This is a genomic window from Seonamhaeicola sp. MEBiC01930 (genome assembly GCF_045277075.1).
Classification (GTDB): Bacteria; Bacteroidota; Bacteroidia; order Flavobacteriales; family Flavobacteriaceae; genus Seonamhaeicola.
The window spans coordinates 1,567,713-1,593,390 of sequence record NZ_CP104270.1 but is presented as its reverse complement, the minus strand read 5'-3'; the positions used below and the strand labels follow the sequence as shown (position 1 = coordinate 1,593,390).

General features: G+C 32.4%; 26 protein-coding genes and 1 tRNA gene. 19 read left to right on the top strand and 8 right to left on the bottom strand.

Going from position 1 to position 25,678, the window contains the following annotated elements; genetic code table 11:
* Positions 1-39 precede the first annotated feature (39 nt).
* The 5 genes from N1F78_RS07020 to N1F78_RS07000 all read right to left on the bottom strand — a co-directional run bounded on the left by N1F78_RS07020 (position 40) and on the right by N1F78_RS07000 (position 4,756).
* Entirely contained in the window at positions 40-1,197 is a 1,158-nt protein-coding gene (locus tag N1F78_RS07020) for a beta-ketoacyl synthase N-terminal-like domain-containing protein (RefSeq protein WP_406685462.1), read from the bottom strand.
* 115 nt (positions 1,198-1,312) lie between these two features.
* Positions 1,313-2,578, bottom strand: coding sequence for an adenosylmethionine--8-amino-7-oxononanoate transaminase (bioA, locus tag N1F78_RS07015; RefSeq protein ID WP_406685461.1), 1,266 nt, complete (start codon positions 2,576-2,578; stop codon positions 1,313-1,315).
* Positions 2,575-3,192 carry a dethiobiotin synthase gene (gene bioD, locus N1F78_RS07010; protein ID WP_406685460.1) on the bottom strand — a complete coding sequence of 206 codons (618 nt, stop codon included), beginning with the start codon at positions 3,190-3,192 and terminating at the stop codon, positions 2,575-2,577. The genes bioA and bioD overlap by 4 nt, the downstream gene beginning before the upstream one ends.
* A gap of 2 nt (positions 3,193-3,194) precedes the next feature.
* Positions 3,195-3,602, bottom strand: a complete 408-nt coding sequence (locus N1F78_RS07005; RefSeq protein ID WP_406685459.1) for a DUF2007 domain-containing protein — start codon at positions 3,600-3,602, stop codon at positions 3,195-3,197.
* A complete protein-coding gene (locus N1F78_RS07000; protein WP_406685458.1) occupies positions 3,599-4,756 on the bottom strand; it encodes an aminotransferase class I/II-fold pyridoxal phosphate-dependent enzyme in 1,158 nt (385 codons plus the stop codon). Before N1F78_RS07000 ends, N1F78_RS07005 begins: the two co-directional genes overlap by 4 nt.
* Positions 4,757-4,869: 113 nt before the next feature.
* Between N1F78_RS07000 and N1F78_RS06995 the strand changes: the two genes are divergently transcribed.
* From N1F78_RS06995 to N1F78_RS06980, 4 genes are read left to right on the top strand one after another with little or no spacing between them, the layout of a single operon-like run.
* Entirely contained in the window at positions 4,870-5,397 is a 528-nt protein-coding gene (locus tag N1F78_RS06995; protein WP_406685457.1) for a DUF2975 domain-containing protein, read from the top strand.
* Positions 5,398-5,400: 3 nt separating this feature from the next.
* Positions 5,401-5,925: a DUF2975 domain-containing protein gene (locus tag N1F78_RS06990; protein ID WP_406685456.1), complete on the top strand. Its 525-nt coding sequence runs from the start codon at positions 5,401-5,403 to the stop codon at positions 5,923-5,925.
* Positions 5,926-5,927: 2 nt separating this feature from the next.
* On the top strand, positions 5,928-6,143 hold the full coding sequence (locus N1F78_RS06985; protein WP_406685455.1) for a helix-turn-helix domain-containing protein: 216 nt from the start codon (positions 5,928-5,930) through the stop codon (positions 6,141-6,143).
* A 45-nt stretch (positions 6,144-6,188) separates the two neighbouring features.
* On the top strand, positions 6,189-6,638 hold the full coding sequence (locus N1F78_RS06980) for a DUF3157 family protein (protein WP_406685454.1): 450 nt from the start codon (positions 6,189-6,191) through the stop codon (positions 6,636-6,638).
* Here the strand turns inward: N1F78_RS06980 and N1F78_RS06975 are convergent.
* The gene (locus tag N1F78_RS06975) at positions 6,635-7,180 is read right to left on the bottom strand and encodes a hypothetical protein (RefSeq protein WP_406685453.1); all 546 of its coding nucleotides are present in this window, start codon (positions 7,178-7,180) and stop codon (positions 6,635-6,637) included. The two genes, N1F78_RS06980 and N1F78_RS06975, sit on opposite strands and share 4 nt — an antisense overlap.
* Positions 7,181-7,233: 53 nt before the next feature.
* On the opposite strand from N1F78_RS06975, the gene N1F78_RS06970 reads away from it, so the two are divergent.
* The 5 genes from N1F78_RS06970 (at position 7,234) to acs (ending at position 12,460) form a co-directional block, all read left to right on the top strand.
* Positions 7,234-7,776: a GNAT family N-acetyltransferase gene (locus tag N1F78_RS06970; protein WP_406685452.1), complete on the top strand. Its 543-nt coding sequence runs from the start codon at positions 7,234-7,236 to the stop codon at positions 7,774-7,776.
* Between the two features lie 87 nt (positions 7,777-7,863).
* Positions 7,864-8,307, top strand: a complete 444-nt coding sequence (locus N1F78_RS06965) for a LexA family protein (RefSeq protein WP_406685451.1) — start codon at positions 7,864-7,866, stop codon at positions 8,305-8,307.
* Between the two features lie 149 nt (positions 8,308-8,456).
* Complete coding sequence (locus N1F78_RS06960) at positions 8,457-8,714, top strand: DUF4212 domain-containing protein (protein ID WP_406685450.1); 258 nt, start codon at positions 8,457-8,459, stop codon at positions 8,712-8,714.
* Positions 8,715-8,733: 19 nt separating this feature from the next.
* A complete protein-coding gene (locus N1F78_RS06955) occupies positions 8,734-10,431 on the top strand; it encodes a sodium:solute symporter family protein (protein WP_406685675.1) in 1,698 nt (565 codons plus the stop codon).
* A gap of 121 nt (positions 10,432-10,552) precedes the next feature.
* Positions 10,553-12,460, top strand: a complete 1,908-nt coding sequence (gene acs / locus N1F78_RS06950; protein WP_406685449.1) for an acetate--CoA ligase — start codon at positions 10,553-10,555, stop codon at positions 12,458-12,460.
* Positions 12,461-12,530: 70 nt separating this feature from the next.
* Here acs and N1F78_RS06945 read toward each other — a convergent pair.
* Positions 12,531-12,604, bottom strand: a tRNA-Asn gene (locus tag N1F78_RS06945).
* 72 nt (positions 12,605-12,676) lie between these two features.
* Entirely contained in the window at positions 12,677-14,023 is a 1,347-nt protein-coding gene (rseP, locus tag N1F78_RS06940; RefSeq protein WP_406685448.1) for an RIP metalloprotease RseP, read from the bottom strand.
* A gap of 152 nt (positions 14,024-14,175) precedes the next feature.
* Here rseP and N1F78_RS06935 point away from each other — a divergent pair, with 152 nt between their 5' ends.
* The 10 genes from N1F78_RS06935 to N1F78_RS06890 all read left to right on the top strand — a co-directional run bounded on the left by N1F78_RS06935 (position 14,176) and on the right by N1F78_RS06890 (position 25,674).
* Complete coding sequence (locus N1F78_RS06935; protein WP_406685447.1) at positions 14,176-14,850, top strand: SCO family protein; 675 nt, start codon at positions 14,176-14,178, stop codon at positions 14,848-14,850.
* Positions 14,851-15,282: 432 nt separating this feature from the next.
* Positions 15,283-15,519, top strand: a complete 237-nt coding sequence (locus N1F78_RS06930; RefSeq protein WP_406685446.1) for a ferrous iron transport protein A — start codon at positions 15,283-15,285, stop codon at positions 15,517-15,519.
* On the top strand, positions 15,512-17,614 hold the full coding sequence (feoB, locus tag N1F78_RS06925; RefSeq protein WP_406685445.1) for a ferrous iron transport protein B: 2,103 nt from the start codon (positions 15,512-15,514) through the stop codon (positions 17,612-17,614). Before N1F78_RS06930 ends, feoB begins: the two co-directional genes overlap by 8 nt.
* Before the next feature lie 209 nt (positions 17,615-17,823).
* The gene (locus N1F78_RS06920; RefSeq protein WP_406685444.1) at positions 17,824-18,705 is read left to right on the top strand and encodes a DUF1080 domain-containing protein; all 882 of its coding nucleotides are present in this window, start codon (positions 17,824-17,826) and stop codon (positions 18,703-18,705) included.
* 129 nt (positions 18,706-18,834) lie between these two features.
* The gene (locus N1F78_RS06915) at positions 18,835-19,494 is read left to right on the top strand and encodes a metal-dependent transcriptional regulator (protein WP_406685443.1); all 660 of its coding nucleotides are present in this window, start codon (positions 18,835-18,837) and stop codon (positions 19,492-19,494) included.
* On the top strand, positions 19,481-21,733 hold the full coding sequence (locus tag N1F78_RS06910) for a TonB-dependent receptor (protein WP_406685442.1): 2,253 nt from the start codon (positions 19,481-19,483) through the stop codon (positions 21,731-21,733). The genes N1F78_RS06915 and N1F78_RS06910 overlap by 14 nt, the downstream gene beginning before the upstream one ends.
* Positions 21,734-21,747: 14 nt before the next feature.
* Positions 21,748-22,653, top strand: coding sequence for a metal ABC transporter solute-binding protein, Zn/Mn family (locus N1F78_RS06905; protein WP_406685441.1), 906 nt, complete (start codon positions 21,748-21,750; stop codon positions 22,651-22,653).
* The gene (locus tag N1F78_RS06900) at positions 22,653-23,390 is read left to right on the top strand and encodes a metal ABC transporter ATP-binding protein (protein ID WP_406685440.1); all 738 of its coding nucleotides are present in this window, start codon (positions 22,653-22,655) and stop codon (positions 23,388-23,390) included. Before N1F78_RS06905 ends, N1F78_RS06900 begins: the two co-directional genes overlap by 1 nt.
* Before the next feature lie 3 nt (positions 23,391-23,393).
* Entirely contained in the window at positions 23,394-24,521 is a 1,128-nt protein-coding gene (locus N1F78_RS06895) for a metal ABC transporter permease (RefSeq protein WP_406685439.1), read from the top strand.
* The gene (locus tag N1F78_RS06890; protein ID WP_406685438.1) at positions 24,514-25,674 is read left to right on the top strand and encodes a metal ABC transporter permease; all 1,161 of its coding nucleotides are present in this window, start codon (positions 24,514-24,516) and stop codon (positions 25,672-25,674) included. Before N1F78_RS06895 ends, N1F78_RS06890 begins: the two co-directional genes overlap by 8 nt.
* The last annotated feature ends 4 nt before the right edge of the window (positions 25,675-25,678 follow it).

The following is a 25,678-nucleotide window of genomic DNA, read 5'->3' as shown; positions in this document are numbered from 1 at the left end:
TTAATCAAAATCAAAAATACTAATTTAATAGTATTTGATTTACTTTTTACTTAATAATATACTAACTGCATTACCACCAAAGCCAACGGCATTGACTAAAATGTTGCTAATTGTTTTAGGTAGCTTTAGACTTTCTAAATAAGGAATGCCTATAAATTTTTGATGCTGCAACATTAATATAGCCATCTCTAAACTTAATGTTCCCGATGCCCCAAAAGTGTGCCCTATCTTCCATTTATTAGTTGTAACAGCAGGTGTATTTTCTTTAAAAACGGCCTTAATTGCTTTATATTCTGAAAGATCACCCTTAATTGTTCCCGGTGCATGCATCACCACAACATCTATTTCTTCGGGAGAAGTTTCGCCTAAAGCCATTTTCATAGAGCGTTGAAAACATTGAGCATCACTTGAAATAGAAATATTATGCTGTAAAATTTCAGTAGCATAACCATAACCTTTTACTATGGCTAAACTTTTTTCATTTTCACCAGCTTCTAAACATACCATTGATGCACCTTCACCCAAAACCATAGTATTCTCGGTTTTATCGAGATTTAGAGCTTGACAGGGAAATTCCTTAGGCTGTTTTGCATATATTTTTAAGGCTTGCATCTGTGCTATAGTAAAAGGCGTTAATGGCGCTTCACTTCCACCAACCAAGAACTTATTGCACATACCAGAATTTATCCAAGCAATTCCATTAAGCATAGCATGTAATGCGGTAGAGCATGTAATAGAATGACTAATTTCTGGGCCTTGTGTTTGCAAATCATGTGCTACCCAAGAGGCAATATTGCCCAAAGTTGTAGTTGGAGAACTTAAGGTTTTTGCCTTATTATTCTTTAAAAAACTTTTATGATAATTTTCAAAAAGAGCTGTTGCTCCTCTAGATGAGCCAATGTTTATTCCAAAATTATCATTTGCATTCCACCCAGACTGTTTAATGGCGTTTCTTGATGTGTAAATTGCAAAAAGCACGGTATCATCTAACGATTTATATTTATTGTCTGATTGCTTTAAAACTTCTATTTCTTTTTTAACATCTTCAGGAATTGATGCTACCATAACATTTTTATCTTGAAAAGCTTTTTCTGAAATAAAAGTTTTATTTAAAAGATAGCTCCTCCATACGGTATCTAGACTTTTACCTAAAGAAGATATAGATGAAACTGCGGTTATTGAAATTGGTTTTTGCACAAAAAATATTTTGGCAAAAGTAACACTTATGCGTTAGTGATAGAAGCGGCATCCTTTTTAATTTTTATAAAATTAAAAGATATAGTGGATAGCACAACCACCTAGTGGTAACGCCCTAAATAATTTCTAATGCCTGTTCTATGGATTTATATACTTTATCTAATTGTTTTTGATTTATAGTATATGGCGCCTGTATGTAAATGGTATTTCCTAATGGACGAAGGTAAACTCCTTGGCTCATAAAAAAGTTGAGTAATGTATCACGAAGATTACCATAGCGCTCCATTTTTATATTTAGATCTAGGGCAAAAATCACTCCAGTTTGCCTTATAGATTGCACTTTTGAATGCGCTTTTATACGCTCACCAAAAGCTTGATGTGATGCTATAATTGTTTTGATATTGTTTTGAATGTTGTCTGACCGCAACAATTCTAAACTTGCCAATGCTGCTGTACAGGCAATTGGATTTGCAGAATAGGTATGCGCATGAAACAGCCCCTTACCCATATCATCACTATAAAAAGCTTCATAAATTTGCTGCGAACAAGAGGTTACTGCCATGGGCACCAAACCACCAGTTAAAGCTTTACTTAAACATATAACGTCTGGTTTTATATCTATTTGATTTGATGCAAAAAAGCTTCCAGTCTTTCCAAAACCTGTCATCACCTCATCTGCTATAGTGATGATATTATTTCTTTTGCAGTACTCTAAAATGTCTTCTAAACCTCTAACATTATACATTTTCATGGCTGCAGCACCTTGCACTAAAGGTTCGTAGATAAATCCGGCTACCTTTTTATTTTCTATAATGCTTTTTAATTGGTTTAAAACCTCTGTATTGTTAGCTCCATTAGGTGTTGGAATACGCTCTACAGTTATAAAAAACTCTTCAAATGGTCCGTTATAAACAGATAACCCAGAGACACTCATGGCACCAAAAGTGTCGCCATGAAAACCATCTTCAAAGGCAATTAGAACATTACGTTTATCACCCTTATTAGAATGATGCTGTAATGCCATTTTAATCCCAATTTCTACAGAAGTAGACCCATTATCACTAAAAAAAATTTTGTTTTGATTTTTGGGTAATATCTTAATAAGTTCTTCTGATAATTTTACGGCAGGTTCATGAGTAAAACCACTAAAAACAATTTGATCTAATTGTTGCATTTGGTTAGCAACATTACGTGTTATATAATTATTGCAGTGTCCATACATACAAGTATACCAAGAAGCAATAGCATCTATGTATTCATTACCATCTTCATCATAAAGTAAGCAATCTTTTGCTTTTGTTATAGCAATAGATTCTGGGTGTAATTTATGCTGCGTTAAAGGGTGCCAAATATGTTTTTTATCGCGCTGTTTTAAACTCATAATTTTTCTAGATTTTCTCTAAAAGCTTCGGCATACTCTTTTATTACATTTTCATCAAAATAAGGCTCTTCGCTTATGCGACCAATCACGGTAACACCAGTCATTTTTTTTATGATGCTTTCAGTGGTTGGGTGTTCGTTTCCACTAAAAATCACGGAGACATTAAAGCGTTTTTCCTTCAATAATTTTAGTGTTAAAAGCGTATGATTAATACTGCCTAAGTAATGCCTAGACAGAACTATTACTTTATCGGTAGGCCGTATTAAATCCAATATAGTTTCAGCGTCATTTATAGGAACTAATAAACCACCAGCACCTTCAACAACCAAATTGTTTTTGGTCTTTGGTCTATTAATTTTTGAAACCTCAACAAAAACCTTATCAATTTCTGCTGCGGCATGCGGACTCATAGGAGTGTTCAATGCAAAACTATTAGGATGAAATTTTGAGCGAGAATTTGATACTAATTTTTCCACTTTTTTGGTATCACAATTATCTAAATCACCCGCTTGAACTGGTTTCCAATAATCTGCTTGTAATGCCTCTGTAATAATTGCAGAAGCTACTGTTTTTCCAACATCTGTGGATATGCCAGTTATAAAATATGTTTTCATTTTTAATTAAATTCTGCTTTACAATCTTCACATTTATACTTGTGCTTGGTATAAAATGGAAGTGATGAAAATAATAATCCAAAAATAAACCAGAATAAAGACTTAGCATCCTTAACGGTTGAAAATAATTCAACATGTTTACTATTACAATTTGGACAATTTATAGCATTTCCATCATCATCAATGGAGTAATTATTTATAGAATCGAGAATATTTTTGGCTTCTTCAAATTGATAGGAAAGTACTTTTAACTTAACACCTCCAATAGCATTGCTAACTAATGGGTCTGTATCTATGGTAATATTATCGTATAAAAAAACTTGAATTCCATCAGCTTCCAAGCGCCCTTTTATAATTTGAGCTTCAGAAGAATACGTAAATTTTGCTATTGTTATAAAGGTATCTGTCATTGATAGACAAAAGTAGCAAGTGTTTGTAAAACTTCAGCTATTTCTTCTTCAGAATTATAACTATGTAAACAAAAACGTAAGCGTTCTTGACTTTCCGGAACTGTTGGTGATAATATTGGTTTTACATCAAAACCTTTCTCTTGTAGTTTTGAAGCAATATGTTTCACCCTATCATTCCCAGAAACAATACAGCAATGAATGGCAGAATTACTTTCAATAAACAATTCTTGTAGGTCATTATTTAAAACACCATTCTTAAAATACAGAATATTTTGAAACAGTTTTCGTCTTTCATCTGAGGCGACGAGCTCTCCATAAACTGCATGAATTGTTGCTAAAGTATGTGGTGTTAACGCTGTGGTATAAATAAAACTTCTGCCAAAATTGACTAAGTATTGCTTCAATTCTTCACTACCCAAAATAGCTGCCCCATGGCAACCCATAGCTTTCCCAAAAGTTACCAAACGTGCAAATACCTCATCTTCTAAATTTAAATCTTGAATTAGGCCTTCCCCTCTATTTCCAAAAACACCAACGGCATGTGCTTCATCTATTACTAAATATGCCTTATACTTTTTACATAATTCTGAAAGTATTTTCAAATCTGGTGAATCGCCATCCATCGAAAATACTGATTCTGTTACAACATAAGTAGCTGATTGAAATTCTGATACTAGTTTAGAATAACGTATCAAAAGTTTTTCTAAGGTTTCCAAATCATTATGCTTGAACTTATAAGCTTTAGCATTACTCATTTGTATACCATCACGTATTGATGCATGACTATATTCATCGTACAAAACAACATCTCCACGTTGAGGAACCGATGAAAAGAAACCCACATTAGCGTTATACCCCGAATTAAAAATTAATGCGGAGTCACTTTGGTGAAAACCTTCTAAAATGCTTTCAACAACTGGATATAATCCATGGTTTCCTGATAATAACCGAGACCCTGTGGCTCCGTTTTGTTTAATATTATGCCCCGCTAAGTAATTATGGGCATTATCAAAAATGTGTTCATTTTTAGAAAACCCTAAATAATCATTAGAGGAGAAATCAACTAGATTACTCTTAGTTTCAAGTGTTCTTAAAGCATTATTGGCCTTACGCTCCACTAGTTTTTTCTGTAGTTTTTTAGGAAGGTTTTTCATTGAAAAACAAATATAATTAATGCTTTTGTTATTCCACGATTAAAATATTTTAAAAAATAATTATTGTTTTTCGATAATTTTATATATTTTTGTTATCGTTAAACGATAATAAAATGAAAAAATCAGCATACTTTACATCCTTGATATTATATTATAGCATTACATTTTTTTTGTTTTTTGTAATGTTATTTTCAATACTTTCTTATTTCGAATATAAATTTGGAATACAAATTCCGTTTGTAGAAGTTTTTGAAAACCATTCAAAAATCAATGTACCTATACTAGGTTTGCGTATAGGTGTACCATTTAATTATTCTATTCTTATTATGTGGTCTGCCATGTTGTATTATGCCATTTATTTTTACGCCTTTAAAAATTTCCTGAAAGTATTTATTGAAAAAAAGATATTTGAAACAAAGCCATTAAAACGATTACACTTTTTCTTGATATTAAATTTGGTGCCTTTAATTTATATTATAGTTTTTACCGCCTCATTTCTAATACGAGGTGTGAGAATTCGCTTAGAGGATGACTATTTTATTGTTTTAGCACATTTGGTGATAGCCTTTTTATTATATCTATACTTGGATGTTTTGAAAAAGGGAAAACACATACAAGAAGAAAACGATTTAACAATTTAAATTATGAAAGATAATACACGAATTTTAACCATAATAACTTGGGCAATATTACTCTCATCAATTTCAGTTTTACTCAATGATGTTCGAGAATTTGATTTTACTCAATTTAAAGAATTTGAAAATTGGGCTAAAACTGCTGATAAGAATGAGCCTTGGTTTAGAACAGAAAATGCTATTCAATGGAGTATACATATCCTTAATATAGGTCTATTTTTCTGGAGAGGCTACCTCATTTATGGGTTTACATATTTCTTATCAATTCTTAAAGAAATTGATAAAGGGAGCTACTTTAGTGAAAAAAACATAAAGTCCTTCAAAAAAATTGGAAATATATTCATTTGGTACACTATTAACGTTTTAGTTTTAAAATCAATAATGGCTGCTATAGGCGAATCAGACCTCAGCTTTTTCAATCAGCTTAAAGGAGAATTTACATTTTTAATTCCTGCAGGTTTAGCTTTTTATTTACTAGCTGAAATATTTAAAAGAGCTAAGGATGCTGAAGAAGAAAACAAATTAACCATATAATTATGCCAATAATTGTAAACTTAGATATAATGCTGGCCAAACGTAAAATGAAAAGTAAAGAGTTGGCTGAAATAATTGGCATAACTACGGCAAATTTATCTATATTAAAATCTGGAAAAGCTAAAGCCATTAGGTTTTCTACCTTAGAAGCTATTTGTTTAGCATTAGAGTGTCAACCTGCCGATATTTTAGAATATACTTCTGAAATAGAAAGTTAATAAATTGTATTTTTGAAATAAATCAATTTTTATTCTTTTTTAATTATGAAGTCTTTCTTAGTTATAACCTTAGTATTTGTGTCATTATCAGCATTCTCGCAAAACAATCATATTGTTAAAACAGATGATGGCAGGCGTGTATTACTAAAAGCAGACTTTACTTGGGAATATATAGATTTAGAAGTTCCAAAAGCTATTACCAATGAAGTTAATCATACAACACTTGCTAAAACTAATTCATGTAAAATAACTGCCAACTTTGAAGAACCTAAATTGGATAACAAAATTCAGAATCAATTAAAAAAAGGGCGAGCCACAATTACACATATTAAAAAGAAAGTAGCTAAAGATTTAGAATGTAATTTTGAAGATGTAATACTATTATCTGTATCAGAAAATAAATCTGCAGGAACCTACCATTTTTGCGCAAATGGCACCAAAGTGACCTATAAACGTATGGGGCATAACATTACTAAAAAACTGGAACTATTTTAGCTTATATAAATAATTTCTCCTGTTTCTTTTGTGGCTTTTTTGTCAATCCATCTATGGTTTCCTTTTTCTCTAGCATCTAATAGGTCTATATTTAATTTTTCTGCAATAAAAAGTCCTTTTTCAATAGACTGTTTATCATCTTTCAAAACCATCAAGTTTAATATTCCATTATCTTCATACCATAAATTAACCAAATAATTATCATCTCTTCTAAATACCGAAATATACTCAAGGTCATTTAAATCCTGCCACACTTCTCTGTACCTAAAAACCCCTACTCTATATTGGTGTTGTATTTTTTTATCAATAGTACTTATATGAATACTGTGTGAAGCAATGACCATAAATGTTGATAAAAATATAATTAGGAGTAGAACTATTAAAAAAACCAAAATATTAGACTTCTCTGGATGCCTCAATATTTCTTTGTATTGAAATAAATATACTATATAAGTAAAAAAAGTGGCATAAATAAGTGACACTAGAACTCTATTAATTAAGGGCTTATTTGGTTCTCTTATTATTAAGTCAGGTTTTATCATCAAAACAAATGTATAAAATCGGTACCTTTATTTAAATTATTTAAATATCAATATTGCATTCTGAAATTACATACACCCGAGCTTCAAATGATGAAGAATTACATCAAATTTTAGAACTTCAAAAACTTAACTTACTCACCTACATATCGGAAAAAGAAAAACAAAAAGAAGGTTTTGTAACTGTTCACCACAGCTTTATAGTATTACAAGCTATGAATAATGTCTGTGCTCATATTATTGCCAAACATTACAACCAAGTTATTGGGTATGCCCTTTCCATGACAAAAGAGTTTAGAGAAGATGTAGAGCTATTAAAACCCATGTTTCAGCAAATAGATACCCTAGTTAAAACAAACCTGAATTATATTGTCATGGGGCAAATTTGTGTAGATAAAAATTATAGAGGTCAGGGCGTTTTCAGGGGGCTCTACAATTTCATGAAGGAAACTCTTCAAAATCAGTTTGACTCTATTATAACATTAATAGATGTAAAAAATATGCGTTCTACTAATGCCCACAAAGCTGTTGATTTTAAGCTTTTAAAAAACTTTTCTCAAGGAGATAAAAGTTTAGATCTGGTTATTTTGGAAATTTAATCTCTTAACTCAAAAGACATACAAATAATCTGTATCTTTAGAAGGTTATTTTATTTGCCCTTGCCATTTGAACTAAAACGCAGTAATATGATTAAGCTCCAAACAGAATCTTTAACTTTCTTTTCTCCAGAAGACTCTCAAGATTCTCTTGGTGCCTTGTATTTTGACACTGGTATTTCGGCAGGATTTCCCTCGCCTAAAGAAGATATTCAAGAACAGCGGTTATCTTTAGACAATGAGTTAATAAAAAATAAAGAAGCTACTTTTTTTGCCCGTGTAAGTGGTCAATCTATGATTGGTGCCGGATTAGATGATAATGATTTATTAGTTATAGATAGAAGCCTAGAACCTGAAAATAACAAAATAGCTGTTTGTTTTTTAGATGGCGAGTTTACAGTAAAACGCTTAAGAGTAGACCAAGACGAAATATGGTTACAACCAGAAAATCCTAACTATCCTATAATTAAAGTAACACCAGATAATGAGTTTATAATTTGGGGCATTGTTACAAATGTTATTAAAAAGGTTTAAATAACCTCATTTTATAAAATACTGTAACTATTGCCTTTAGTTATTGCTTGAAATAACCAATTAAATAGTTTCAGTGGCTAATTTAATAATCTGCGGAGTAAGAGTATTAGAATTACGTTTCATATCTTAGAGACCGTAATTTTTTTATCATGACCAACAAAACTAACCAAAAAGCCTATTGGAAAGAAAACATTAGGTATCTTATTATTTTATTAACCATATGGTTTTTAGTATCCTACGGCGCTGGTGTCTTATTTAAAGACCAATTAAACAATATAAAACTTGGCGGTTTCAAACTGGGGTTTTGGTTTGCACAACAAGGAGCAATGTATGTTTTTGTAGTATTAATTTTTGTTTACGTTCGCCTCATGAATAAACTAGATAAAAAATATGGTTATGATGAATAGCTTCTTATTAGTAGAGGGCATTAGTGTTCAAAATTGGACCTATATTTTAGTTGGAATAACCTTTACTTTATATATAGGTATTGCTATTTGGTCTAGAGCTAGTTCCACAAAAGATTTTTATGTTGCTGGAGGAGGCGTATCGCCATGGGCCAACGGAATGGCGACAGCGGCGGATTGGATGAGTGCTGCATCCTTTATTTCTATGGCTGGTATAATTTCTTTTGCAGGATATGATGGCGCGGTTTATTTGATGGGATGGACTGGCGGATATGTATTGCTAGCCCTGTTATTAGCACCTTATTTAAGAAAGTTTGGAAAGTTTACTGTACCTGATTTTATTGGTGATCGATATTACTCAAAAACAGCACGAATTGTTGCTGTTTTTTGCGCACTTATTGTGTCCTTTACTTATGTTGCAGGTCAAATGCGTGGTGTTGGCATTGTTTTCTCCAGGTTTTTAGAAGTGGATATAAATACTGGAGTTATTATAGGAATGCTTATTGTATTATTTTATGCTGTTTTAGGAGGCATGAAAGGCATCACATATACTCAAGTGGCACAATATTGCGTGCTCATTTTTGCATTTATGGTACCAGCCATTTTTATATCCTTTCAAATGACAGGGAACCCTATTCCACAATTTGGGTTTGGAGGAGAATTAGTTGATGGTTCAGGATATTTATTGGATAAATTAGATGGACTAAGTACTGAATTAGGTTTTTCCGAATATACTGAAGGCTCAAAATCAACCATTGATGTTTTTGCTATTACTTTGGCGCTCATGGTAGGTACAGCAGGATTGCCACACGTAATCGTTCGGTTTTTCACTGTAAAACGTGTAAAGGATGCCCGAAAATCTGCTGGTATTGCCTTATTACTTATTGTTATACTATATACAACTGCACCGGCGGTTGCTGTTTTTGCTAGAACTAATATGATTGAAACTGTTTCTAATAAACCCTATGCCAATATGCCGGAATGGTTTAAAAAATGGGAAACAACAGGTCTTATTAGTTTTAAAGACAAGAATGAAGATGGTAATATTCAATACTTAGCAAATAAAGAAGAGAATGAACTTACCATTGATAGAGATATCATGGTACTTGCGAATCCGGAAATTGCCAAATTGCCAAATTGGGTCATAGCCTTGGTTGCGGCAGGTGGTTTAGCGGCTGCATTGTCTACAGCAGCAGGATTATTATTGGTTATTTCTGCTTCGGTTTCTCATGATTTAATTAAAAAAGTATTTAAACCATCTATTTCGGAAAAAGGAGAATTAGTAGCTGCACGTTTATCTGCAGTAGGTGCTGTAGTAGTAGCCGGTTATTATGGAATTCACCCGCCTGGTTTTGTAGCAGCAGTAGTTGCCCTAGCTTTTGGATTAGCAGCAGCTTCTTTCTTTCCAGCTATTATTTTAGGAATCTTCTATAAACGCATGAATAAAGAAGGGGCTATTGCAGGAATGGTAGTTGGTATAATTTCAATGCTTCTCTATATGATAAAATACAAATTGGGATGGTTTGATGAAACCATTCCTGATAAAAGTGAATGGTGGTTTGGAATTTCACCTGAAGGTTTTGGAACGGTAGCCATGATATTAAATTTCATAGTTTCCATTACTATAATGAAATTTACACCTGCACCTCCAGAAGATGTTCAGGAGATTGTTGAAAACATTAGAATTCCAAGTGGAGCTGGAGACGCTGTTAATCATTAATACGCAATACACAATTCTTCGTCTATAATGGCCTGTTATATGTAGAAAAACTTAGCAGGGATTCATTAAATTATTTATTTTAGAAGGCAACTAAATTAGACATTAATTTTAATTATTAATCATGAGTAATTACCACATAAAACACTTAGAGGAATATTACCAAGTTTACAGAAAATCTGTTAGAGAACCAGAAAATTTTTGGGAAGAAATTGCCGAAGAACATTTTATGTGGCAAAAAAAATGGGATAAGGTGCTGAATTGGGATTTTTCTAAACCTGAAATAAAATGGTTTGAAGGTGCTGAATTGAATATTACTGAGAATTGTATTAACAGGCATTTAGCAACCAGAGGTGATAAAACAGCAATTTTATTTGAACCGAATGACCCTAATGAAGAAGCGGAGTATATTACTTATAATCAATTATCTGAACGTGTTAATAAATTTGCTAACGTTCTTAAATCTCAAGGTATAAAAAAGGGAGACCGGGTGTGCATTTACTTACCCATGATACCTGAATTAGCAGTTTCTGTATTGGCATGTGCCAGAATAGGTGCCATTCATTCTGTTGTATTTGCAGGTTTTTCTGCCACAGCACTATCTACAAGAATTAATGATTCAGAATGTAAAATGGTTATAACCAGTGATGGATCTTATAGAGGAGCTAAAACAATCGATCTAAAAGGTATTGTAGATGAAGCTTTAAATGATTGTCCGTGTATTGAAACCGTTTTAGTAGCAAAACGAATTCATTCCGATATTCATATGGAAGATGGTCGAGATAAATGGTTAAAGCCTTTATTAGACGATGCTTCTTCAGAATGTAAAGCAGAAATCATGAGGGCAGAAGATCCTTTATTTATATTATATACTTCAGGTTCCACAGGTATGCCAAAAGGTATGGTTCATACTACGGCTGGTTATATGGTATATACGGCTTATACATTTAAAAACGTATTTCAATATAGAGAAGATGATATTTACTGGTGTACCGCAGATATTGGATGGATAACTGGACACAGTTATATTGTTTATGGCCCGCTAGCTAATGGAGCTACAACAGTAATGTTTGAAGGCGTACCTAGTTACCCAGACTTTGGACGTTTTTGGGAAATTGTTGAAAAACACAAAATCAATCAATTTTATACCGCACCTACAGCCATTCGAGCCTTAGCAAAACAAGGTTCAGAGCTAGTAGAAAAATATGATTTATCATCATTAAAAACATTAGGTTCTGTAGGAGAGCCGATCAATGAAGAAGCATGGCATTGGTACAATGATAATGTAGGTAAAAAGAAAAGCCCAATAGTAGATACATGGTGGCAAACGGAAACTGGAGGTATAATGATTTCACCAATACCTTTCGTAACTCCAACAAAACCAACATATGCCACTTTACCTTTTATTGGTATTCAACCAGCTTTAATGGATGAAAATGGGCAAGAAATTAAAGGAAATCAAGTAGATGGACGGTTATGCGTAAAATTTCCATGGCCAAGTATGGCAAGAACCATATGGGGAAATCATCAACGATATAAAGATACTTACTTTTCTGCCTTTGAGAATAAATATTTTACAGGAGATGGAGCATTAAGAGACGAGGTTGGGTATTATAGAATAACAGGTAGAGTTGATGATGTAATTATTGTTTCTGGTCATAACCTAGGAACTGCACCTATTGAAGATGCTGTTAATGAACATCCAGCTGTAGCTGAATCTGCTATTGTTGGTTTCCCACATGATGTAAAAGGAAATGCGCTTTATGGTTATGTTATTTTAAAAGATACAGGTGAAAGCAGAAATCATGATAACTTAAGAAAAGAGATTAATCAAATTATTACGGAGCATATTGGCCCTATTGCCAAATTAGATAAAATTCAATTTACGAGCGGATTACCTAAAACGCGTTCTGGAAAGATAATGAGACGTATTTTACGAAAAATTGCTCATAAAGATACTAGTAATTTAGGTGACACCAGTACGCTCCTAAATCCAGAAGTTGTTCAAGAAATCATGGATAATGTTTTATAATCTATATTTTAAGGTAAAATAAAGTATGAAAAAAGCCTTTACATTTCTGTAAAGGCTTTTTCTTTAAACGCTCCTCAGGTTGGGCTCGAACCAACGACCCTCTGATTAACAGTCAGATGCTCTAACCAACTGAGCTACTGAGGAAGGTTATGTTTCGCTTTTGCGAGCGCAAATATATATATATTTTTAATTACTGCAATGTAATTTTGAAAAAAATTAATCAAAAATTGCCTTATAAATATCATTACCGTTAGCAAATAAAACTAAAGCTATTAAAATAAAGAAACCAACCATTTGTGCATACTCCATAAACTTATCACCAGGTTTTCTTCCAGATATCATTTCATAGAGTAAAAACATAACATGACCACCATCTAATGCAGGTATTGGTAATAAATTTAAAACAGCTAACATAATAGACAAAAAGGCTGTGATTCCCCAAAAGGCCTGCCAGCTCCAAACATTTGGAAAAATATCAAATATAGCTTTAAAACCACCAACACCTTTATAAGCTCCAGTACTTGGCGTAAATATAGCTCCTAGCTGTTCCCAATAAGATACCAACTTATCTTTCGCTTTTGTTAAGCCCACTGGAAAAGATTCTAAAAAGCCATATTTTTTGGTATCAAAATTATAATACCCAAGAGCTTCTAAGGTTTTAGGCGTTGAACTAACTGCATAAACTAAGCCTAACTTAGCTTCTTCACTTATCTTTAATGGAACATTTAATTCAGAATTATCTCTTATGACTTTAGCTTTAACTTCCTGCCCTTTAAATCTTTCTAATTCAAGTTTTACTTCATCTGCATACCTAGTTTTATGGTCATTTATTGCAACAACCATATCTCCCTTTCTTAATCCACTATTTTTATTAAAAGAAGTATCTGGAACCTCAACAATAATAAAAGGCTCTCTTAAATTAATAAACCTTTTTTCTTTTGAATCTATTAATTGTGATAAGAAATCTTCAGGTAATGTAACTGTAGATTGTGCCCCATCTCTTTCAATTGTAATGTTTTTACCAAAAAGAACCTTTTCTGAAATTTCAGAATAATTCTGAATTTTAAAATCATCTACCTTTAGAATTTTATCCCCTGTTAACAGACCTGCCTTATTTGCCACAGTGCTTTCTATTAAAAGACCATCTTTAATATTTTCATTAGGTAAAAACTGATCACCATAGAAATAACTCATTCCTATATAAATAAGGATAGCCAAAACAAAATTAACAGTAACACCACCAAGCATAATAATTAAACGCTGCCATGCAGGTTTAGACCTAAACTCCCATGGTTGTGGTTCTTTGGCCATTTGCTCCGTATCCATGCTTTCATCTATCATACCCGAAATTTTCACATAACCGCCTAATGGCAACCATCCAATTCCGTATACAGTATCACCTATTTTCTTTTTGAATAATGAAAATTTCACATCAAAAAATAAATAGAATTTTTCTACCCTAGTTTTAAAAGCTTTTGCCGGAACAAAATGCCCCAACTCATGTAATACAATTAACAGTGAAAGACTCAATAAAAACTGAGATATTTTTATAACAAACTCCATATGTCTTCAATCAAAATTTTGATAACCGCACAAAAGTAAGCTTTTAAACCAATTATAAAAAGATAAATAAGTTATGAGCTAGGTTTTAACAAGAATTTAAATTTTAATTAAGTTTTGTTTACACTATTTTTGCACTTCAAATATCTGCTTACATGCTGTCTTTCTTTAAAGAATATAAAAAGTTTGCTATTGTATTTACTGCAATTTCAGTAATAATTATTGCATTAATCTATAACACCTTAAATGTTTATCAACCATTACCTGTATATCAACCAAATATGGTTAGTACAGAATTGGTGGACAGCACCATTCAATACAAAAAGAAATACCATAAAATAGCAGATTTTTCGCTAGTAAATCAAAATGGCGATACGGTTACCCAAAAAAATTACGAAAACAAAATCTATGTTGCAGATTTCTTTTTTACCACTTGTAGAACCATTTGCCCTATTATGACCAAAAATATGGCTGATGTTCAAAAAGAAATTTTAAATGACGATGAAGTTATGCTATTATCTCACTCGGTAACCCCAGAAATTGATACTGTAGCCCAATTAAAAAAATATGCTGTAAATAAAGGTGTGATTGATAGTAAGTGGAATTTAGTAACTGGTGATAAAAAACAGATTTATAGATTAGCTAGACAAAGTTATTTGGCTGTAAAAGACCAAGGGGATGGCGGACCATTTGATATGGTTCATACCGAAAATTTTATGCTAATAGATAAAAAAAGGCAAATTAGAGGGTTTTATGATGGCACTAACCCAGAGGAAATAAAGCAATTACTTGAAGATATTTCTATCTTAAAAGAAGAATATTTACAATAGTAGAAGGCATAAAAAAAGCTCTTTTAAAAAGAGCTTTTTATTATATTTTATACAAATACTACTTATCTGTATCTTCTCTTTAAATTCCAAACAACTGAACTTGCATTGCTAAAATTCTTAGTAATTGTTCCTACTTTAGTTTCAACTACCACTTTTCGATTACTTGTTTTCATAATATATTTATTTATACAGGCAAATTTACGGCACTAACACACCTTAAAAAACAATCATTTTGGTCAAATTATATGCTATATTAACATTTTTTACAAAAATACTCCCATTTTAACCCAATATACTATCTTTTTGTTGTTTTTCCGTTAAGAAATTTGCTAAAAAAGTTATGCCAATACCATAATTAAAACTCTTTTAATTAACTTTTTACTTATAAACTTTTATACTATTTTTGCTTCTTTAAAATCAATCTAAATAAGCTTGGAACATACATTAGCAAATCTTAAACGTGGTGAACGTGGATTAATTACCAACGTATCATCAAATGAAATTCCTCTAAAGCTTTTAGAAATGGGATGTTTACCAGGTAATGAAGTTGAACTGGTTCAGGTAGCCCCTTTCTCAGATCCAATGTATTTAAATATTAATGGCTCATATGTAGCTATTAGAAAAGAAACTGCTATTCATATTTTAATTGAAAAGATAGCAGATGAGTAAGCAAATTAATGTAGCCTTAATTGGAAACCCCAATACCGGAAAAACCTCTGTATTTAATGCATTAACTGGTTTAAATCAGAAAGTAGGTAATTACCCTGGGATTACAGTGGATAAGAAACAAGGCGTATGCAAATTAAGTAGAGGTCTTAAAGCTGACATAATTGATTTACCGGGAACATATAGTTTAAATGCATCTTCACTTGATGAAAGTGTTGTAATAGAACTTCTATTAAATAAAAACGATAAAGATTTTCCTGATGTTGCTGTAGTTGTAACTGATGTGGAAAATTTAAAAAGAAATCTACTTCTATTTACCCAAATAAAGGATTTAGAAATTCCAACACTATTGGTTATAAACATGGCGGATAGAATGCGTAAAAAAGGAATTTCCTTAGACATAGAGCATCTAGAAGAACATTTAAACACCAAAATTGCTGTAATTAGTACTCGTAAAAACGAAGGCATAGATAAATTAAAAGACCTTATTACTAACTACAGTTCACTTAATTCTAAGCCATGTTTAGATATAAATACTATTGATAATAAGTATTTTGAAAATTTAAAAAAAGTATTTCCAAACCAATTGCTTTACAAACTTTGGCTTGTTATTACACAAGATGTAAATTTTGGAAAAATTGAGCGTAAAGATTTTAAAGACATCAACGATTTTAAGACTAAAAGTGATGCCGATTTAAAACGTTTACAGCAAAAAGAAACTATAAAACGCTATCAGTTTATTAATAATGTGCTTAAAAAAGGGCTTATTGTAAACTTAGAAAATGCCACAGATTTACGCATTAAGTTAGATAGAATTTTAACTCACAAAGTTTGGGGATATATTATATTCTTTACCATATTATTCTTAATGTTTCAAGCGGTATATGATTGGGCAACCTATCCAACCGATTTAATTGATGAAGCATTTGCATCTCTTACAGGTTGGGTGAAAAACACCTTACCTTCTGGAGTCTTTACCAATTTATTGTCAGACGGAATTATTGCAGGTATTGGTGGTGTTATGGTATTTATTCCACCCATTGCTTTTCTGTTTTTATTTATTGCCTTGCTTGAAGAGAGTGGCTATATGAGTCGGGTAGTATTTTTAATGGACAAGGTAATGCGTCGTTTTGGACTAAGCGGAAAGAGTGTGGTGCCTTTAATATCAGGAAATGCCTGTGCGGTCCCAGCTATTATGGCTGCTAGAAACATAGAAAACTGGAAAGAACGTCTCATTACCATATTAGTAACGCCCTTTACTACATGTTCAGCTAGATTACCTGTTTATGTTATAATTATTGCTCTAGTTATTCCCGAAGGGACTTTTTTAGGACTCGGGTATAAAGCCCTAACTCTAATGGGGCTTTACATAATTGGCTTTTTAACTGCTATTTTATCAGCCTATGTTTTAAACAAAATACTTAAGATTAAAAGCAAAACGTATTTTGTAATAGAAATGCCTAGTTATAAAATTCCATTATTTAAGAACGTAGCTATAACTGTTATTGAAAAAACAAAAACCTTTGTGTTTGAAGCTGGTAAAATCATACTTGCAATTTCAATAATTTTATGGGTTTTGGCTTCATATGGGCCTGGGGAAAATTTTAATAATGCTGAAGAAATCATTAAAACTGAATATACTTTAGCTTCAGAAAAAGAATTAGATGACAAAATTGCAGCATATAAACTAGAACATAGTTACATAGGTATTGTGGGTAAAACTATAGAACCTGTAATACGTCCCTTAGGTTATGACTGGAAAATAGGAATTGGTTTAGTAACTTCATTTGCAGCTCGAGAAGTGTTTGTAGGCACATTAGCCACTATATATAGTGTTGGTAGTGCAAATGATAATGAAGATGAAGAAACAATAAAAACTAAGATGGCTGCTGAGGTTCATACTGATGGCACAAAAGTATTTACTCTAGCTTCAGGAATTTCTCTTTTACTTTTCTATGCTTTTGCAATGCAGTGTATGAGTACATTAGCTGTTGCAAAACGAGAAACTAATAGTTGGAAATGGCCTATGATTCAACTAGTATTTATGAGTGCTTTTGCATATATTGTTGCTTTAATTGCTTTTCAATTTTTAAAATAAACAATTAATAGCATCTACTAATTCAAAATGAATAGCACCATCCAAAATATACTTGTATTTTCAACGGCTTTTCTAGCCATAGTTTTTTTGTTTAGAAAATTCATATTTAAGAAAAAAATCAAATCTGAGAAAACATGTAATGAAGGCGGTTGTGATTGTAATTAAAGCTTATTTATTTTCATATATTTGGTACAAACCATACTAAACAAATGAAAACTAATCAATTACTTCTAATTACGCTTTTATCACTTATCAGCATTAACGGATTTTCTCAAAAAAAAGGAAAAACCATTGAACTACTTGACAAAGGCCTTACCAATTTTGATATTTGGTTAAGCATTCCACACTCTTCTGTTACTGGACTTCCGGAAGGAACTTATCAATCAGACAAAATGAATTCTGGGGCACCAATTGGTTTAAATAACAACCTAAAAAATGTGTTTTCTATGATTGAAGAAAATGGTGAGCCTGTTTTAAAAATTTCAGGAGAAATTTTCGGATGTATCTCTTCTAAACAATCCTATAAAAACTATCATTTAAGTGTGATGTTTAAATGGGGTGATAAAAAATGGGAACCAAGATTAGACAAAAAAAGAGACAGCGGTATTTTATATCATTGTTATGGTGAACATGGTCGGTTTTGGAACACCTGGAAAACCTGTTTAGAATATCAAGTACAAGAAAGTGATTTAGGCGATTTTATTCCTTTAGGTGGTAATTCAGCTATACCTAAAGTTGGCTCACCAACTGCTGATATTAGAGGCGATTTTACCAATGAAAAAAAGTTCGACTCTAATTCTGAAGTATACTCCATAGGAAAAGGCTATATTCAAGCATCTTCAGAACACGATAAACCTCATGGTGAATGGAATCACCTCGAAATTTATGTAATAGGCAACAATGCCGTACATATTGTAAATGGGGAAATTGTTATGGTAGTTGAAAATGCCAAAAAACATGATGGAACTATTTTAGATGAAGGTGAAATACAAATACAGTCTGAAGCCGCAGAATGTTATTATAAACAACTTACTCTAACTCCAATAAAAAAGTTTCCTAAGTTCATAAAAAAACAAGTTAACTTTAAATAAATCAAAATACATCTTTTTACAATCCCTTGTAGAATTAACTTCAAGGGATTTTTTATTGCTTTTTTTTATTTTTTAACTACATTTGAAAAAATTTTTAAGTAAGCTTAAAAATAAATTAAAGCAAAACGAATGTCTGTAGCTATAGAAAACTTTGTAAAAGCTATTTACAAAAACGGTAAACGGGATAATAATGATACCAAACCAGGCATCATTGCTAAAGAATTAGGTATATCTAATGCAGCAGCAACTGATATGGCTAAAAAATTGGCCACTAAAGATTTATTGCAATACGAAAAATACCAACCCTTAAAATTAACCGAAAAAGGCACTAAAATGGCACTTTCGGTAATTCGAAAACATCGTCTTTGGGAAGCACTTTTATTTAAAATGTTTGATATGGGTATGCATGATATTCATAGAGAAGCAGAATTATTAGAGCATCAAACCTCCGATTTCCTAGCAGATAAAATAAGTGAATATCTGGGAAACCCAAAGTTTGACCCTCATGGTGACCCTATTCCAAATTCAAAAGGAGAAATTACCACTAAAGACACCTCAATATCTTTAGCAAAGGCTGTAGAAGGTAAAACATATACCATATCAAGACTAATGAGTGATGATAAAGAATTCTTTGATTTCTGTGCACTTAATGGTTTAAAGTATGGCAACACCTTAGTAATTTCAAAACAATTCAATAAAAACAAAATGACCCAAATCCTTATAAATAATAATACCATATTATTAAATGAGGATTTTACTAGTATTATCTACGTTAATGAAAACAATTAAACTATTTCTATTCCTTGGTATGTTCGGAATATCAAATATACATGCCCAAAAAATTTCAGGCAAAGTCACTTCAAATAATGAAGCACTCCCTTTTGTTAATGTATATTTAAAAGGCACCTCAATAGGAACTACAACAAATGAGAATGGCTTTTATACCATTGAAGATGTAGTACCAGGTAATTATACCATAGTGGCATCTTTCACTGGTTTTAAAAATGTTGAAAAGCAAATTACAGTTGAGGGGAACGTAACAATTATTAAACTAGAATTAGAAGGAGCTTTAAGTTTAGACGAAATTATAATTACCGGTACTTTAAAAGCTGTTTCTAGACTAGAAAGCCCTGTACCTGTTGAAGTATATTCACCTGCCTTTTTAAAAAAGAACCCAACGCCAAATGTATTTGAAGCTTTACAAAATGTAAACGGCGTAAGACCCCAGCTTAATTGTAATGTTTGTAATACGGGTGATATACATATCAACGGATTAGAAGGTCCATATACACTAGTTCTCATTGATGGTATGCCAATTGTTAGCGGTCTATCTACAGTTTATGGCTTATCTGGTATCCCTAACTCTTTAATAGAACAAATTGAAGTGGTTAAAGGTCCTGCATCCTCACTTTATGGAAGTGAAGCTGTGGGCGGCTTAATAAATGTAATTACAAAATTACCCGAAAATGCTCCTTTAGTTTTTGCTGATAGTTTTATAAGCGATTGGGGGGAACTTAATCTTGATATTGGCTTTAAATCTAGAATAGGAGATAACACAAATTTAATTACAGGCATTAATTACTATAATTACTCCAACCCTATTGATGATAATAAAGATAATTTTACCGATGTTACCTTGCAAGACCGCATTTCTGTATTTCAAAAATGGGATTTTAAACGAAACAACAATAGGCTATTCTCTTTAGCTGGACGCTTTTTTTATGAAGATAGATGGGGAGGTGAAATGCAATGGAAACCAAGTTTTAGAGGTGGAGATGATATTTATGGCGAAAGCATTTACACAACTCGATATGAGCTAATTGGGAATTATCAACTACCAATAAATGAAAAAGTGAATTTTCAATTTTCATATTCGGATCATGATCAAAATTCGGTGTATGGTAACACAGAATATTTAGCCAAACAACGTATAGGATTTGGTCAGTTAATTTGGGATAAGCCCATTAAAAACCATGATTTACTGTTCGGCTTAGCTGCTCGCTATAACTTTTATAACGATAATACCACGGCAACTACTGAAGCCGATAAAATTGTAATTCCTTCAATCTTTGTTCAAGATGAAATAAAACTTTCAGAAAAACAACATATACTGTTAGGTGCTAGGTATGATTATGATGATAGACATGGCTCTATTTTTACACCTAGAATAGCTTACAGATTTAAACCTTCCAAAGATGATATTATAAGGCTAAATGCAGGTACAGGTTTTAGAGTTGTGAATTTGTTTACTGAAGACCATGCTGCCTTAACAGGTTCAAGAGATGTAATTATTGAAGAAACTTTAAATCCAGAACAATCCTATAATGTAAATATTAATTACTTAAAAAAACTATATACTAAAAAAGGACAAATTTATACGTTTGATACCTCGGCATGGTACACGTATTTTACCAACGCCATTATTCCAGATTATGACAGTAATCCAAACCAGATCATTTATGATAATTTAGATGGTAATTCAACATCAAAAGGTTTTAGTTTAAATATTGATGCTGTTTTGGGCAGTGGAATCAACGCCTCAGTTGGTGCTACCTTTCAAGAAGTATCTCAAAACGAAAATGGTATAAAAACAAGACAAATTTTAACCGAACGTTTCACAGGGGTTTGGTCAGTATCATATAAGCATTACCCAACTAATTTAACGGTAGATTACACTGGCAATGTTTACGGTCCAATGCGCTTACCAACACTAGGCGATTTAGATCCTAGAAGCGAATATTCGCCAACATGGAGTATTCAAAACATTCAATTCACCTTTACCGGATTAACCAATTTAGAATTGTATGCTGGAGTAAAAAACCTGTTAAATTGGACCCCTAATAAAGGTAATCCGTTTATCATAGCAAGAGCTAATGACCCTTTTGATAAAAATGTAGATTTTGATCCTAATGGAAATGTTATCGCTACAGCAGATAACCCATATGCTTTAACCTTTGACCCTTCATATGTTTACGCTCCAAATCAAGAACGACGTTTGTTTTTCGGATTAAGATTCACATTAAACTAAATGACGAATAAAAAATGAAAAGACCATTCCTATTTTTAATCGCTTTAAGCCTATTTTTCAATTGTAAAAACGAAAAAAAAGACACCTCAAAACTTAATGTGGTTACAACTACAACCATGATTACTGATTTGGCACAACACATTGGCGGCAACCACATTAATTTAAAAGGCTTAATGGGTAGCGGAGTAGATCCGCATTTATATAAAGCCAGTGAAGGTGATGTTACAAAACTAGTTAATGCCGATGTTATTTTTTATAACGGTTTACATTTAGAAGGCAAACTGGTTGAAGTTTTTGAAAAAATGAAAAATAAAAAAACAGTTGCTATTTCAGATGTTTTAGATAAAAACACCTTGATTGGATCGGATTATTTTGCATCAAATTATGATCCACACATTTGGTTTGATATTGACTATTGGAAGAAAGTCACAGAATATGTAGTTAAAACGCTTTCTCAAGAAGTTCCAGAGAAAAAAGAACTTTTTATAACCAATGGAAAAATATATTTAGATAAATTAGAAACTTTAAAGCAAACTGTTGAAACTTCAATTGAAACTTTACCAAAGGAGCAACGTATTTTAGTTACAGCTCATGATGCTTTTAATTATTTTGGAAAATCTTTTGATTTTCAGGTAGTTGGATTGCAAGGATTATCAACTGCAACAGAAGCAGGTGTTCAAGATGTTCAAAACCTAGCAAAATTTATTATTGAAAATAAAGTAAACGCTATTTTTGTAGAAAGCTCGGTACCAAAACGAACTATTGAGGCACTTCAGGCTGCTGTAAAATCAAAGGATCACGAAGTTACCATTGGAGGAACTTTATATTCAGATGCTCTAGGAGATGAAGGAACTGATGAAGGAACATACATTGGCATGTATGAATACAACGTAAATACTATTGTTAATGCATTAAAATAATGGCACAAAAGATAGCTGTAAAAGTAGACGATTTAACCGTAGCGTATAATTACAAACCTGTTCTCTGGGATATTGATTTAGAAATTCCTGAAGGTGTTCTTATGGCTATTGTTGGACCAAATGGCGCTGGAAAATCAACGCTTATAAAATCTATTTTAGGTATCTTAAAACCCATTGCTGGAAGCGTTAGTATTTACGATAAACCCTATGAAAAGCAACGACAATTAGTGGCTTACGTTCCCCAAAAAGGTAGTGTAGACTGGGATTTTCCAACCACAGCTTTAGATGTGGTAATGATGGGGACTTATGGAGCCTTAGGTTGGATAAAAAGACCTAAACAAAAAGAGAAAAAACTAGCTTTAGAGGCTCTTGAAAAAGTTGGCATGCTCCCATTTAAAAACAGGCAAATAAGTCAATTGTCTGGAGGGCAGCAACAACGCATTTTCTTAGCCAGGGCTTTAGTACAAAATGCGTCTATATATTTTATGGATGAACCTTTTCAAGGTGTGGATGCAACCACCGAAATCGCCATTATTAACATTTTAAAAGAACTCAGAAAAGCTGGAAAAACTGTAATTGTAGTACATCATGATTTACAAACGGTGCCTGAATATTTTGATTGGGTAACTTTTTTAAATGTAAAGAAGATTGCAACTGGTCCGGTAAAAGACATCTTTAATGATGACAATTTAACCAAAACTTATGGTATAAATTATAAAGTAAGTATTCAGGAATAACAAATGGATATAACAGAATACATAAAACTAGTATTTACTGATTACACACTTAGAACGATTACTTTAGGAACCGCAATTCTTGGTGCCGTAACTGGTATGCTTGGTAGTTTTGCTGTACTAAGAAAACAAAGTTTGTTAGGCGATGCTATTTCACATGCCGCCTTACCTGGTATAGCTATAGCTTTTTTAATTACAGGAACAAAAGATAGTAATGTTTTACTATTAGGAGCCCTTATTAGTGGACTTATTGGTACGTTTTGGATTAGAGGAATAATTACTAAAACACATTTAAAGTCAGACACCGCCTTAGGCCTAATATTATCATTATTCTTTGGGTTCGGAATGTTGCTTTTAACCTTTATTCAAAAACAACCTAATGCTAATCAGGCTGGTTTAGATAAATACCTATTTGGTCAAGCCGCAACTTTACTAGAAAGTGATGTTTGGATGATGGCAATTGTTACCGGAATATGTTTAATAATCTTACTACTATTCTGGAAAGAATTTAAAATGCTATTATTTGATGCCGATTTTACTAAAACCTTAGGTTTCAACACCAAAACTATAGATGTTTTAATAACATCATTCATTGTCCTTGCTATTGTTTTGGGGTTGCAAACAGTAGGCGTTGTATTAATGAGTGCCATGTTACTAGCTCCTGCTGCAGCCGCAAGACAATGGACTAATAGTTTAGGTAAAATGGTGTTTCTGGCAGCAATATTTGGTGCATTATCTGGTGTTTTTGGAACAGCGGTAAGTGCCACACAAAACAACCTATCAACAGGTCCTGTTATTGTAATTATTGCAAGTGTTTTCGTATTGGTCTCGTTCATATTTTCACCAAGTAGAGGGCTTTTATTTAAACAAATCAGGTTTATAAAAAATCGAAGAGACCTAAAGTTGAACAAAACTTTAGCCTTTATGTATCATATTGCTGAAACACATGAAAATATTTCACATCCGCATACTGTAAAAATATTGAACAATTTCCAAGGATTCACCAAAGCAACACTTCAAAAATTAGTTCATAAAAACTATGTTACCCTAGACGGAAACATGTGGAGTTTAACTGAAGAGGGCTTTAATGCAGCTTCCAATTTGTACAATCAACAAGAGAATACTAATGAGTAGTGCGCAAATAGAAATTCAACTCATTGCTAGTTTAGCAGCCATTGCTTGCGCAATTCCTGGCACATTTTTAGTATTACGAAAAATGGCCATGATAAGTGACGCCATTAGTCATTCAATTTTACCTGGCATAGTAATTGGCTTTTTTATTACACAAGACCTCAACTCTCCCCTTCTTATTTTATTAGCAGCTGTAACAGGGATTATAACTGTAATTCTGGTAGAGTACATTCAAAAAACAGGATTGGTAAAAGAAGATACTGCTATTGGTTTAGTATTTCCTGCGTTATTTAGCATTGGTGTTATACTTATTGCTAAAAATGCTAATGATGTACATCTTGATGTTGATGCTGTTTTATTAGGTGAATTAGCATTTGCGCCTTTTGATAGGTTTTTGATTTCGGGTATTGACTTGGGGCCAAAATCTTTATGGGTTATTGGCAGTATCCTAATAATTACAATAGGTTTATTGTTTGCCTTTTTTAAAGAACTTAAAGTAAGTACATTTGATTCAGGTTTGGCCGCTTCACTTGGGTTTTCTCCAGCTATAATACATTATGGTTTAATGAGCATATCTTCTGTAACAACTGTTGGTGCATTTGATGCCGTTGGCGCTATTTTAGTTGTAGCACTGATGATTGCTCCTGCTGCAACAGCTTATTTACTTACCAACAACCTAAAACGAATGCTTTTATACGCTATTGGTTTTGGTATTTTTTCTGCAATTTCCGGGTATTGGCTTGCTCATTGGCTGGATGCTTCCATCGCAGGCTCTATCACAACTATGTTGGGAATAATCTTTTTAATGGTTTATCTATTTGCTCCAGGCAGAGGTATTATTGCTGTACTTTATAGAGAAAAGCAACAGCGAACCGAAGTTTCTTTATTAACCTTTCTCCTTCATTTAAAAAATCATAACGAAATAGAAGAACGCCATGTAAACCACCTCAACGAACATATAAACTGGCAAAAAGTACGAAGCAAAACAGTGTTGGAATTAGCGTTAAAAAACAATATGATTATTATTGTAAATAACGTTGTCTCCCTAACTGAAAAAGGAAATAATTTCACCTCTCAGGCCATTGATTATATCATGACTAATGAAGATACTAAGATAGAATACATGAAAGATGACTTCTTTTTGTTTAGAGGGTAATATA